Annotated in this window: 7 protein-coding genes; 6 read left to right on the top strand and 1 reads right to left on the bottom strand. The window is 64.0% G+C overall.

The window, feature by feature from the left end; translation table 11 throughout:
* Positions 1-195: 195 nt before the first annotated feature.
* From AC56LW_RS12305 to AC56LW_RS12295, 3 genes are all read left to right on the top strand, one after another.
* Positions 196-2,265, top strand: coding sequence for a UvrD-helicase domain-containing protein (locus AC56LW_RS12305; protein ID WP_183555152.1), 2,070 nt, complete (start codon positions 196-198; stop codon positions 2,263-2,265).
* Between the two features lie 159 nt (positions 2,266-2,424).
* On the top strand, positions 2,425-4,557 hold the full coding sequence (locus tag AC56LW_RS12300) for a DUF4214 domain-containing protein (protein ID WP_499634651.1): 2,133 nt from the start codon (positions 2,425-2,427) through the stop codon (positions 4,555-4,557).
* Between the two features lie 62 nt (positions 4,558-4,619).
* Positions 4,620-4,823, top strand: coding sequence for a SlyX family protein (locus AC56LW_RS12295; protein WP_183555154.1), 204 nt, complete (start codon positions 4,620-4,622; stop codon positions 4,821-4,823).
* Position 4,824: 1 nt separating this feature from the next.
* Here AC56LW_RS12295 and AC56LW_RS12290 read toward each other — a convergent pair whose 3' ends face one another.
* Positions 4,825-6,114, bottom strand: coding sequence for a GMC family oxidoreductase N-terminal domain-containing protein (locus tag AC56LW_RS12290; protein ID WP_499634648.1), 1,290 nt, complete (start codon positions 6,112-6,114; stop codon positions 4,825-4,827).
* A gap of 193 nt (positions 6,115-6,307) precedes the next feature.
* Between AC56LW_RS12290 and AC56LW_RS12285 the strand changes: the two genes are divergently transcribed.
* The 3 genes from AC56LW_RS12285 (at position 6,308) to AC56LW_RS12275 (ending at position 12,891) form a co-directional block, all read left to right on the top strand.
* Positions 6,308-8,449 (top strand): M3 family metallopeptidase, encoded by a 2,142-nt coding sequence (locus AC56LW_RS12285; RefSeq protein ID WP_499634646.1) that lies wholly within the window; start codon positions 6,308-6,310, stop codon positions 8,447-8,449.
* 91 nt (positions 8,450-8,540) lie between these two features.
* Positions 8,541-10,664, top strand: coding sequence for a M3 family metallopeptidase (locus AC56LW_RS12280; RefSeq protein ID WP_499634643.1), 2,124 nt, complete (start codon positions 8,541-8,543; stop codon positions 10,662-10,664).
* A gap of 67 nt (positions 10,665-10,731) precedes the next feature.
* Positions 10,732-12,891, top strand: coding sequence for a M3 family metallopeptidase (locus tag AC56LW_RS12275; protein WP_499634640.1), 2,160 nt, complete (start codon positions 10,732-10,734; stop codon positions 12,889-12,891).
* Positions 12,892-12,989: the final 98 nt, after the last annotated feature.

Genomic DNA, 12,989 nt, shown 5'->3' with positions numbered 1-12,989 from the left:
GGGCTGCAGCGTCGCGTTTGGCGTCTCGCTGGCAAAGGTCGCATGGTACCCGATCCCCGGCTGACTCGCAGGAGGATGCCGGGCAGCAAAGCCGGACAGCGGCTTGTTGCAATCCGGCCTGGCCTGCAACGCGCCATCGCCCGCTGCGCCCGCCAGATTGTTACAATCGCTCTCTGTCCCACCGAAAACTTCCCCATGTCAAACGCACCAAAGTTCGGCCTCAACGGGCCGCAGAGCGAAGCCGCGCTGTATCTGGACGGCCCTTGCCTGGTGCTCGCTGGCGCCGGGTCCGGCAAGACGCGCGTGATCACGCAGAAGATCGCCTACATGATCGAGCACTGCGGCTACGATCCACGCACGATTGCCGCCCTGACCTTTACCAACAAGGCGGCGCTCGAGATGCAGGAGCGCATCGCCAAGCTGCTCAAGCAGCCGAAGCAGGCCAAGCAACTGACCGTGTCGACGTTCCACTCGCTGGGCGTGCGCATCCTGCGCCAGGAAGCGGCTGGCGTGGGGCTGAAAGACAAGTTTTCGATCATGGACAGCGACGACTGCTACACGATCGTGTCCGACCTGGCGCTGAGTACCGACAAACAGGAAATCCGCCGCATCCAGAACACGATTTCGCTGTGGAAGAACGGCCTGGTCGACCCGGAAGACGCGATCAAGGCCGCGCGCGATGAAGACGAGGCCCAGGCCGGGCGCGTGTACCGCAGCTATGTGGCCACGCTGCAGGCCTACCAGGCGGTCGACTTCGACGACCTGATCCGCTTGCCGGTGGAACTGTTCCGCAACAACGAGCCGATCCGCGACCGCTGGCAGCGCCGCCTGCGCTACCTGTTGATGGACGAATACCAGGACACCAATACCTGCCAGTACGAGCTGGTCAAGCTCCTGGTGACGGGCCTGGGCAAGAAGCCGATGTTTACCGCCGTGGGCGACGATGACCAGGCGATCTATGCCTGGCGTGGCGCCTCGGTCGAGAACCTGAAAACGCTGCAGGTCGATTTCCCCGACCTGCGCGTGATCAAGCTCGAGCAGAACTACCGCTCCACTACCCGCATCCTGCAGGCAGCCAATGCCGTGATCGGCAACAACCCGAAAATCTTCGAGAAGTCGCTCTGGTCCGAGCACGGCCTGGGCGAGCCGATCAAGGTGATGGGCATGCAGAACGACGACCAGGAAGCCGACCAGATCGCGATGCTGATTTCGTCCGAGCACTTTCAGCGCAAGAACAACTGGTCCGATTTCGCCATCCTGTACCGCGGCAACCACCAGGCGCGCGTGATGGAGCAGGCGCTGCGCAAGGAGCGCATCCCGTACACGATGTCGGGCGGCCAGAGTTTCTTCGACAAGGCCGAGATCAAGGACATCATTGCCTACCTGCGTCTGATCGCCAACCAGGACGACGACCCGGCCTTCATCCGCGCCATCACGACGCCCAAACGCGGTGTCGGCATGGCCACGCTGGAAGTGCTGGGCGAATTCTCGAAGCAGTGGAATTGTTCGCTGTTCGAGGCAGCGCGCAAGGGCGGCATCGAGGCCAAGCTGGCCGAGCGGCAACTGGGATCGGTGCGCAACTTTTGCCACTTCATCAGCGAGCTGGAAGACCGCGCGACGCGGCCCGGCCCGCTGGGCGCCGGCGACCATGCGGCCGAGGTGCTCGACGACATGATGAAGGAAATGAATTACGAGCATTACCTGTACGAGGGCTTCGACGACCGCGCAGCCCAGGCCAAGTGGCAGAACGTGCTTGAATTTACCAATTGGCTCAAAGACCGCGGCCGTGGCGGACGTGACCGCGATGGCGAAGAAAAGAACCTGCTCGAACTGACGCAGATGGTGGCGCTGATGTCGATGCTCGAAGGCCAGGACGAGGAGCAGGATGCCGTGCGCATGTCGACGCTGCACGCGTCAAAAGGGCTGGAGTATCCGCACGTGTACCTGGTCGGCGTGGAAGAGGGCATCCTGCCGCACAAGGGCGACCCGGACGCCTCCATCGAAACGATCTCGGCGCGTATCCAGGAAGAGCGGCGCCTGATGTACGTGGGCATCACGCGCGCCCAGCGCACGCTGCACGTGAGCTGGTGCAAGCGGCGCAAACGCGCAGGCGAGCTGGTCAATTGCGACCCGTCGCGCTTCATCAAGGAAATGGCGCTGGACGTTGGCGAGGCCGCGCCGATGGAATCGGAAATCCTGAGTCCAAAGGCAAGATTGGCAAGTTTGAAAGCCTTGTTGGCAACGCCGAGGCCGGTTCCGGAGTAAACCGTTGTGCGCAAGCCTTGATGGATCGGCAAGTCGTGCGCACGATTGAAATGCTATTTGACTTCAAGTGTCGAGCAAGAAATACTTGCCGGAATAACGAGATTTTGATATCTAAATTCCCACGGCATTTACCTTGCTGCAACGATTATTGACTGATTCATGGCAACTCCTTCCGACATTACCGTCACCCCGCTTACCGGACTGAACCATATCGACGCCTTGCTGGACAAGGGACCCGACTGGAACTTTCTCAGCAATAACAACGCCAACTTGCTGTTCTACACGTTCTCGACCACTTCGGGCAATGAAAGCGGCCGGACGGGCCAGGAAACGTTCAGCGTCTCCCAGCAAGCCAATGCACGGACGGCGTTCAATTATCTGCAGCAAGTGACGGGGATCCAGTTTCAGGAAACGATGTCCGGCGCGAGCGCCCAGTTTCATCTGGCCAATCTAAACCTGGATGGCGCCTACACGACGGGCCTGAACAGCTGGTTGTCGCAGCGTAGCGGCACCGAGACCACGCTGACCGCGTACAACGCCAATGCCTACGTCTACCTGGACAACACCGAGTGGCGCGCGATGACCCAGGACCTGACGGTCGGCGGTCAGGGTTACGAGACCCTGCTGCACGAACTGGGCCATGCCCTTGGCCTGAAGCACCCGTTCCCGGAACCCGGTGATGACAACCTGGCCGTGCTGCCCGACAGCGAAGACAACACGAGCAATACGATCATGTCGTACACCAGCGCCGGCGGCTGGCACAGCACTTACCAGCCCTACGACATCGCGGCACTGAACTGGCTGTATGGCGGCGATGGCCTGCGCGGCGAGCTCGGCATCAACAGCACGACGGGCGCACGCTATCTGACGGGCAGCTACAAGGACGATGTCCTGACCGGCACCCAATTCAACGACACATTGCAGGGCAACGGAGGGAACGACATGATTGACGGCGGGGAAGGCATGGACACGGTAATTTTCAATGGCAACCGCGGTGGGTATGCATTTTCCACACTGGCCGATGGCGCGCTGGCGGTGACGGGGGCCGATGGCACCGATACGCTGCGCAATGTCGAATGGCTGCAGTTTGCCGACATGCGTGTCGAGCGCGCCAACGTGGCGACCGATACTGTGGCGCCACCGCCGCCAGTGATGGCCGTGACGCAGAATGGCTACCTGTATGCGCGTGGCAGCCAGCCGGGCATGAATGGCACGGCGGAAGCGAATGCGACGGTCAAGGTCTATCTCAACGAGAAGGTCATTGCCACCGCCACGGCGGACGCGAATGGCCTGTGGAGTGCCCGTTCGACCGTGGCGCTGGCCGATGGCCTGAACTACCGCGCCTACGCCACCGCCACCGATGCGGCCGGCAACGTCTCGACGGGCAGCAGCGGCGTCACGTTCCACATCGACGCCACCCCGCCGACGATCCCGACCGTGAATATTGCCATGGCAGCAGGCGGCAACAAGCCGGTCTTCAGCGGCAACGGCGAAGCCGGCACCACGATCGAACTGTACCGCGACGGCGACTTCACCAAGATCGGCACCGCCGTGGTCGGCGCGAATGGCGCATGGTCGCTGACGTCGCAACCGCTGCCAAACGGTAACTACAACGTGATCGTGACGTCGCTGGACCTGGCCGGCAATGCGCGCGCCGGCCAGGTCACGGCCGCCGTATCGATCTCGCACCCAGGCTACCAGGCCGGCACCGCGAACGCGGACACCATCGTCATGAATGCGGGCAGCACTGCCGTGGACGCGGGCGTCGGCATCGATACCGTGGTGTTTGGCGGCGCACGCGCCGACTTCGCCGTCAAGAAGGAAACCTGGGGTTACTCGGTGACGGGCGCCAATGGCGAAGTCGACGGCCTGTTCAACGTCGAGCGCATCCAGTTCAACGATGGCTGGAAGGCGATCGACGACAATTCGGCCAAGATCTTCCGCCTCTACCAGGCCATCATGGGCCGCGAGTCGGACGAAGGTGGCCTGGGCTTCTGGACCAAGCACCTCGATAACGGCACGCTGCTGACCACGATCGCTGCCGGCTTCATGGAAGCGCCCGAATTCGACACGCTGTATGGCGCCGCGCCAAGCAACGAAGAATTCATCTACAAGCTGTACGACAACGTGCTCAATCGCGAGCCCGATGCCGGCGGTCTGCTGTACTGGACGGCGGAAATCGGTCGCCTTGGCCGGGAACAGCTGGTGATCGAGTTCAGCGAAAGCCCGGAAAACCAGGCGCTCGTCATCGAGACGGTTGGCAAGGGCCTGGACTTCATTCCTTACGCCTGACCTGCAAGGCGCGCGGCGCACCCGGTCATGCTGGCATAATGCCGGCTTTACCGGAGTGCGCCGTGGACCAGGAAGAACGTTTCGTCAATCTTGAAATCAAGCTCTCGCAGCAGGAAGACCTGCTCGATGAGCTGAACAAGACCATCTACCGCCAGGAGCGCCGCATCGACGAGCTCGAGGCAATGGTCGGCAAGCTGGCCGACCACCTGCGCTCCCTGCGCGACGCCGGCCAGGCGCCACTCAACGAACGTCCCCCGCACTATTGAGTCATCCGACTCGCGCCAGGTGCTGCCCCAGGCGCTTGCCCAGGCACAGCAGGGTGAGTGTCGGCGGCAAGCCCCATGGCTGCGGGATCACCGACGCATCGCACACATAGACACCCGGCGCACGCGTGCGCAGATCGGCGTCGACGCCGGCGCCGATCCGCACGCTGCCGCCCGGGTGCGCCGCGAAATGCCAGCTCTTGAACACGTGCCGCGCACCGGCTGCCTGCAGGATCGTGCGCGCCATCTGTTCGCCCTTTTGCAGGCGCGCGCGGTCGCCAGCGCTCAGGCGCTTGTCGGCCCAGCGCGGTCCGACGCGCCCGCTGATGTCGTCACGAATCTTGACCATGATGCTCAGGGTGCGCCGGTGTGCGAACAAGCGGTCCACGCGCCCGACCTGCGTCGCAAAGGCATGGTACATCGGGCGCGGCAAGGTCAGGTCGGCCAGCGCGATGCCGGCCTCCGGGTCGTGCCAGCCGGCCGCCATCGGGACTTCGGCGCCGCCATCGATGTCGGTCACGCTGCCCATCACGGCCACCACCGGATCGCTGAAGAACGGCGCATCGCGCGGCCCCAGCCCTGATGCATGCAGGATGCGCGGGCTGCCGATCCCGCCGCCACTGAGGATCACCAGCGGCGCGTGGATCGTCTGCAGCTGGCCACCATGCCGCACCTCGACACCGCTGGCCCGGCCTCCCTCCAGCAGCACGCGCGTGACGCGGCTGGCCGCCTGCAGCACGGCGCCAAATCCGACCGCCTGTTCGACGAAATCACGGGCACTCCACTTGGCGCCGAACGGGCAGCCGTAGGTGCAGCGCCAGCAACCGCTGCGGCACAGCGCCGGCCGGATCATCTTGTCGAGTTTTTTCCAGTCGATGCCGGCCGCATGCGCCGCCGTCATGATGCGCGTGGCCATCGGGCCGACCAGCGCATCGGGCAGGGGCGCGAGCGGCAATTCCGCGCGCAGCTCGGCCAGGCTCGGGGCCAGGTCGATACCGAATGCGGCGAAGTAGGCCGCCGGCGGCGCGGCCGCAGTGGCGAAGTTGACGGCCGAGCTGCCGCCCAGCGTCGTGCCGGCCACCAGCAGCGATGCATCGCGGTGGATGAAGGCGCCGCGCCCGGGCACGGCCGCCATCGATGCCATCTGCGTGACCGTGCCGGCGAGGGGCGCCGCGCCGCCCTGTTCGAGCAGCAGGACCCGGCTGCCGGCGCGCGCCAGTTCACGCGCGACGCTGGCCCCGCCCGGGCCGGTGCCGACCACGATGGCGTCGAAGGAAGAGGAAGAAAGGGTCATGGAAAGGGGGCGGCAAAGGGGCCCCGATGCTAGCACGGTCGCCACGAATCTTCGTCAATACAGCACCCGCGGATTGATACATTGCGGTACTTTTTAATTGTTACAAGCGCCATGCAAGCCTGCTATGATCTTCAGCGCACTGCTGTCGAGCCACTGGCGACAGCGCCCTTCCTCAGTGTTAGCGAAAGACCTCATGATCCGTCCTCAACTGCTCATCGTGGCAGCCGGCGTCGCGCTGGCGTGTTCCGCCATCGCAGCGCCTGCCGCACCCGCCCTCGACGCATCCAACCCGTTCGCCAAGCCCAGCAGCCTGCCGCTGCAATACCCGGCGTTCGACAAGATCAAGGATGCGCACTACCTGCCTGCGTTCGCTGCCGGCATGCGCGAAGAACTGCGCGAAGTCGAGGCGATCGCCAATGACAAGGCGGCGCCGACGTTCGACAACACGATCGTGGCGCTGGAAAAATCCGGCCAGTTGCTGGCACGCGTAAACGCGACCTTCGGCAATCTGCACGGCGCCAACACCAACGACACGCTCGACGCAGTCGATCGCGAGATGTCGCCCAAGCTGGCGGCGCACACCGATGCAATCCACCTGAACGCGAAGCTGTTCGCGCGCGTCAAGGCGCTGCACGACAAGCGCGCTTCGCTCGGCCTGGATGCCGAATCGACGCACCTGCTCGAGCGCTACTACAAGGAATTCGTGCGCGCCGGCGCCAACCTGTCGGCGGCCAACCAGGCCAAGCTGAAGGCCTACAACGGCGAGATCGCTTCGCTGCAGTCGGACTTCCAGCAGCGCGTGCTCAAGGGCGCGAATGCCGCCGCCCTGATCGTGAATACCCGCGCTGAACTGGCGGGCCTGTCCGATGCCGAGATCAATGCGGCCGCTGCTGAAGCGACCAAACGCGGCCAGAAGGGCAAGTTCGCGATCCCGATCGTCAACACGTCGATCCAGCCTGGCCTGTCGGTGCTGACGCACCGCGCCACGCGCGAGCGCCTGATGAAAGCCTCGCTCGAGCGCGGCACCAAGAGCGGCGAATTCGACACGACCAAGCAGGTGCTGCGCCTGGCCAAGCTGCGCGCCGAACGCGCCGTGCTGCTGGGTTACCCGAACTTCGCGGCCTACTCGCAAGAGCTGGAAACCGCGCGCAATCCGGCCGCTGTCAACAAGCTGCTGGGCGACCTGGCCAAGCCGGCCGTCAACAACGCGAAGAAGGAAGCTGTCGAGATCCAGGCCGCGATCAATAAAGACGGCGGCAAATTCGAGGTGGCAAGCTGGGACTGGCCGCTGTATGCCGACAAGGTGCGCGCCGAGAAATTCAATTTCGACGACAGCCAGCTGCGCCCGTATTTTGAACTGAACCGCGTGCTGGTCGATGGCGTGTTCTTTGCCGCGACCAAGGAATACGGCATCACGTTCAAGGAACGCAAGGACCTGCCGACGTATGACCCCGACGTGCGCACCTTCGACGTGTACGACGTCGACGGCAAGCTGCTGACGATCTTCATCTTCGATCCGTACGCACGCAGCAACAAGCAGGGCGGCGCCTGGATGAACGAGTACGTTTCCCAGTCGCACCTGCTGAATCAGAAGCCCGTCATCGGCAACCACCTGAACATTCCGAAGCCGCCAGCCGGCGAGCCGACGCTGCTGACGTACGACGAAGTGGTCACCACGTTCCACGAATTCGGCCACGCGCTGCACGGCATGTTCTCGGACGTGAAGTACCCGAAATTCTCGGGCACGAACGTGCCGCGCGACTTCGTCGAGTATCCGTCGCAGGTCAACGAAATGTGGGTGACCTGGCCTGAAGTGCTGGCCAACTACGCCAAGCATTACAAGACCGGCGCGCCGATGCCGAAGGACTTGCTGGACAAGGTCGTCGCGTCGAAGAAGTTCGGCCAGGGCTACACCACCACCGCGTACCTGGCGGCGGCGCTGCTCGACCAGCGCTGGCACCAGATCACGCCAAACCAGGTGCCTACCGACGTGCTGAGCTTCGAAGCGAAGGCGCTGGCCGATGCAGGCGTGGCGTACGCCCCGGTGCCGCCGCGCTACCGCAGCGCGTACTTCTCGCACTCGATGGGCGGCGGCTATTCGGCCGGCTATTACGCCTACCTGTGGAGCGAGCGCCTGGACGCCGAGACGGTCAAGTGGTTCACCGAAAGCGGTGGCCTGACGCGCAAGAACGGCGACCATTTCCGCAAGACGCTGCTGTCGCGCGGCGGCACGCAAGAAGCGATGGACCTGTTCCGCAACTTCCGTGGCCGCGATCCGGTGATCGGCCCACTGCTGGAACGCCGCGGCCTGACCGCGACGCCGTCGAACGACTGATGCCTGCACGCCGCCTGCGCCGTCACGAGCGGTGCAGGCGGCGCGCTGCGCCATTGACCTACCCTTTTTCTCCCATCGCACAAGAGATACCATGAACCGTCCAAAACTGCTGCTGATCGCAGCCGGCGTTGCCCTTGCCACCCTCGCGTTTTCCAAGTCGGCCAGCGCTGCGCTGCCAGCCTCGAATCCGTTCGCCAAGCCGAGCACCCTGCAGTACGGCTACCCGGCCTTCGACAAGATCAAGAACGAGCACTTCGCGCCGGCGTTCGACGAAGGCATGCGCGAGCAGGCTGCTGAAATCGCCAAGATCGCCAACAACAAGGCTGCGCCGACGTTCGACAACACGATCGTGGCGATGGAGCGTTCGGGCCAGCTGCTGGGCCGCGTACGCGCCGTGTTCTACACGCTGACCGGTTCGTACACCAACGACACGCTGCAGGCACTGGACAAGGACCTGGCGCCGAAATTCGCCGCCCACAGCGACGCGATCCGCCTGAACCCGGCCCTGTTTGCCCGCATCAAGACGCTGCACGACAAGCGCGCCACGCTTGGCCTGGATGCCGAATCGGCGTTCCTGCTCGAGCGCTACTACAAGGACTTCGTGCGCGCCGGCGCTAACCTGTCCGCTGCCGACAAGGTCAAGCTGAAGGACTACAACGGCAAGCTGGCCGCACTGCAGACCCAGTTCAGCCAGAACGTGCTGAAGGAAGTCAACGCCTCGGCCTTCGTCGTCGACACCCGCGCCGAACTGGCCGGCCTGCCCGAGAAGGCGATCGATGCGGCCGCCGCCGAAGCGAAAAAGCGCGGCCTGGATGGCAAGTTCGTCATCCCGGTTGTCAACACCACGCAGCAAGCGCCGCTGGCCGTGCTGACCAACCGCGCCACGCGCGAAAAACTGCTCACCACGTCGATGATCCGCGGCAGCCGCGGCGGCGAATTCGACAACCGCGACGTCGTGCTGCAACTGGCGAAATTGCGCGCCGAACGCGCCGAGCTGCTGGGCTATGAAAACTACGCCGCCTACTCGCTCGAAGACCAGACCGCGAAGAACACCACGTCGGTCAACAAGCTGCTGGGCGACCTGACCGCGCCGGCCGTGCGCAACGCAAAGAAAGAAGCGGCCGAGATCCAGGCCGTGATCGATGCAGAGAAGGGCGGCTTCAAGCTGGCCGCGCAGGACTGGGCGATCTACAGCGACAAGGTGCGCACCGCCAAGTACGCCTTTGACGCCAACCAGCTCAAGCCGTACTTCGAATTCGACAACGTGCTGGAGAAAGGCACGTTCTTCGCTGCGACCAAACTCTGGGGCATCACCTTCAAGCGCCGCACTGACCTGCCAACCTATGACGCCGATGTGCGCGTGTATGACGTGTTCGAAGAAAACGGTGCCCACCTGGCCATCTTCGTGGTCGACCCGTATGCGCGCCCGAACAAGCGCGGCGGCGCATGGATGAGTTCGCTGGTCGACCAGAGCTTCCTGCTCGACAAGAAGCCCGTCATCACCAACAACCTGAACCTGACCAAGCCGGCCGCAGGCGAGCCGACCCTGCTGACCTGGGACGAAGTGCGCACGACGTTCCACGAATTTGGCCACGCAACCCACGGCTGGTTCTCGAAGGTCAAGTACCCGCGCTTCTCGGGCACCAGCGTGCCACGCGACTACGTCGAGCTGCCATCGCAGGTCTACGAGATGTGGATGGCCTGGCCCGAAGTGATGGCCAGCTATGCCAAGCATTACCAGACCGGCGCCGTGATGCCGAAGGAACTGCTCGACAAGCTGCGCGCGTCGCAGAAGTTCAATGAAGGCTACCGCACCACCGAGTACCTGGCTGCTGCGGTGCTCGACCAGCGCTGGCACCAGCTTGGCTCCAAGGCCATCCCGACCGACGTGAAGACGTTCGAGCAGCAGGCACTCAAGGATGCGGGCCTGGACTTCGCACCGGTCCCGCCGCGCTACAGCAGCACGTACTTCTCGCACGCGATGGGCGGCGGCTATTCGGCCGGCTACTACAGCTACCTGTGGGCCGAGCGCCTCGACGCCGATGCCGGCGAGTGGTTCAAGGAAAACGGCGGCCTGCAACGCAAGAACGGCGACCGCTTCCGCAATATGGTGCTGTCGAAGGGCGGTACGGTCGATGCGGTCGAGATGTACCGCGCCTTCCGTGGCCGCGATCCGGTCATCGAGCCGCTGCTGGAACGCCGTGGCCTGAATTGATGCCGGGGCAGCCGGCCTGCGCCGGCTGCCAGCAGGACCTAATCCTTACCGTGAAAAGCACAAGAACATGAAACGTACCCATATCATCCTGGCCGCTGCCATCAGCGCTGCCTTTGCCAATGTCGCGTTGGCCGCGCCTGCGCCGGCGACTGCCGCACCCATGACCGCCGCGGCGCCGTTCGACGCGAGCAACCCGTTCGCCAAAGAGAGCAGCCTGCAATACAACTACCCGGCCTGGGACAAGATCAAGGACGAGCATTTCGCCCCGGCCTACGCCGAAGCGATGCGCCAGCACGCGGCGGAGATCGAGAAGATCGCCAACAACAAGGCTGCGCCAACCTTCGAGAACACCATCGTGGCGATGGAGCGCTCGGGCCGCATGCTGAACCGCGTCAGCACCGCCTTCGGCACGCTGTCGGGTTCCTACACCAACGACACGCTGATCGCGCTGGGCCGCGACATCGCGCCGAAGCTGTCGCAGCACAGCGATGCAATCCGCCTGAACGGCAAGCTGTACGCCCGCATCAAGGCGCTGTACGACAAGCGCGCCAGCCTGAAGCTCGACAGCGAATCGGCCTACCTGCTGGACCGCTACAACAATGACTTCGAGCGCGCCGGCGCCAAGCTGTCGGACGCCGACAAGGAAAAGCTGAAGGCCTTCAACAGCCAGCTGGCCGCCCTGCAGACCAAGTTCGCACAAGACACGCTGAAAGAAGCCAACGCGTCGGCACTGGTGGTCGATTCGCGCGCCGAACTGGCGGGCATGAGCGACAAGGCCATCGACGCCGCCGCCGCCGAAGCAAAAAAACGCGGCATGGATGGCAAGTTCGTCCTGCCGGTCGTGAACACCACGCAGCAGGCATCGCTGTCGGTGCTGACCAACCGCGCCACGCGCGAAAAACTGCTGGCCGCCTCGATGGCGCGCGGCAGCCGTGGCGGTGAATTCGACACCCGCAACACCGTGCTGCAGATCGCCAAGCTGCGCGCCGAACGCGCCGTGCTGCTGGGCTTCCCGAACCACGCCGCCTACAACCTGGAAGAGCAGACTGCCAAGACCACCGACGCCGTCAACAGCCTGCTGGCCGAACTGGCCACGCCTGCCGTGAACAACGCGAAGAAGGAAGCGGCCGACATCCAGAAGGTGATCGATGCGGAGAAGGGTGGCTTCAAGGCCGCCGCGTATGACTGGAGCTTCTACAGCGACAAGGTACGCGCCGAGCGTTACGCGTTCGACGCCAGCCAGCTGCGTCCGTACTTCGAACTGAACCGCGTGCTGGTCGATGGCGTGTTCTTTGCCGCGACCAAGGAATTCGGCATCACGTTCAAGGAACGCAAGGACCTGCCGGGCTACAACGAAGACGTGCGCGTGTTCGACGTGTTCGACGTCGATGGCAAGCAACTGGCGATCTTCACGTTCGACCCGTACGCCCGCTCCAACAAGCGTGGCGGCGCCTGGGCCAACGCCTGGGTCGGCCAGAGCAAGCTGCTGGGCACCAAACCTGTCATTGCCAACAACCTGAACATCCCGAAGCCGGCCGCCGGCGAGCCGACGCTCTTGACCTACGACGAAGTGCGTACCACGTTCCACGAATTCGGCCACGCGCTGCACGGCATGTTCTCGGACGTGCAGTACCCGCGCTTCTCGGGTTCGCGCGTGCCGCGTGACTACGTCGAGTTCCCGTCGCAGGTCAACGAGATGTGGATGGCCTGGCCGGAAGTGCTGGCCAACTACGCCAAGCATTACCAGACCGGCGAGCCGATGCCGAAAGCACTGCTGGACAAGGTGCAGGCGTCGTCGCAGTTCAACGAAGGCTTCCGCACCACCGAGTACCTGGCCGCTGCGCTGCTGGACCAGGCCTGGCACCAGCTGGCGCCGAACCAGATCCCGACCGACGTGCTGGCGTTCGAAGCGCAGGCACTCAAGAAGGCCGGCGTTGACTTCGCCCTGGTGCCGCCGCGTTATCGCAGCACGTACTTCTCGCACACGTTCTCGGGCGGTTACTCGGCCGGTTACTACGGCTACCTGTGGGCCGAGAAGCTCGACGCCGACACGGTCGAGTGGTTCAAAGCCAACGGCGGCCTGACGCGCAAGAACGGCGACCATTTCCGCAAGACGCTGCTGTCGCGTGGCGGCACGCTGGACGCGATGCAGATGTACCGTAATTTCCGCGGCAAGGATGCGGATATCAAGCCGCTGCTGGAGCGTCGTGGGTTGACGGGTAATTAACGGCATCGCGCGTTGCCGAACAACAGGGGCTCCCGCGCAGGCGGGGGCCCCTGTTCATTTCGCTCCCCGCACGGCCGTGTTCTCTCCTACGCCCTCCA

The sequence above is a fragment of the Telluria sp. LT2P80 genome (assembly GCF_059685955.1).
This window is presented reverse-complemented; position numbering and strand designations above follow the sequence as displayed.

What these genes read in the sequence shown, in the direction of transcription:
- AC56LW_RS12305 (WP_183555152.1), top strand. Translation starts at nt 196, where the DNA reads ATGTCAAACGCACCAAAGTTCGGCCTCAACGGGCCGCAGAGCGAAGCC.
- AC56LW_RS12300 (WP_499634651.1), top strand. Translation starts at nt 2,425, where the DNA reads ATGGCAACTCCTTCCGACATTACCGTCACCCCGCTTACCGGACTGAAC.
- AC56LW_RS12290 (WP_499634648.1), bottom strand. Translation starts at nt 6,114, where the DNA reads ATGACCCTTTCTTCCTCTTCCTTCGACGCCATCGTGGTCGGCACCGGC.
- AC56LW_RS12285 (WP_499634646.1), top strand. Translation starts at nt 6,308, where the DNA reads ATGATCCGTCCTCAACTGCTCATCGTGGCAGCCGGCGTCGCGCTGGCG.
- AC56LW_RS12280 (WP_499634643.1), top strand. Translation starts at nt 8,541, where the DNA reads ATGAACCGTCCAAAACTGCTGCTGATCGCAGCCGGCGTTGCCCTTGCC.
- AC56LW_RS12275 (WP_499634640.1), top strand. Translation starts at nt 10,732, where the DNA reads ATGAAACGTACCCATATCATCCTGGCCGCTGCCATCAGCGCTGCCTTT.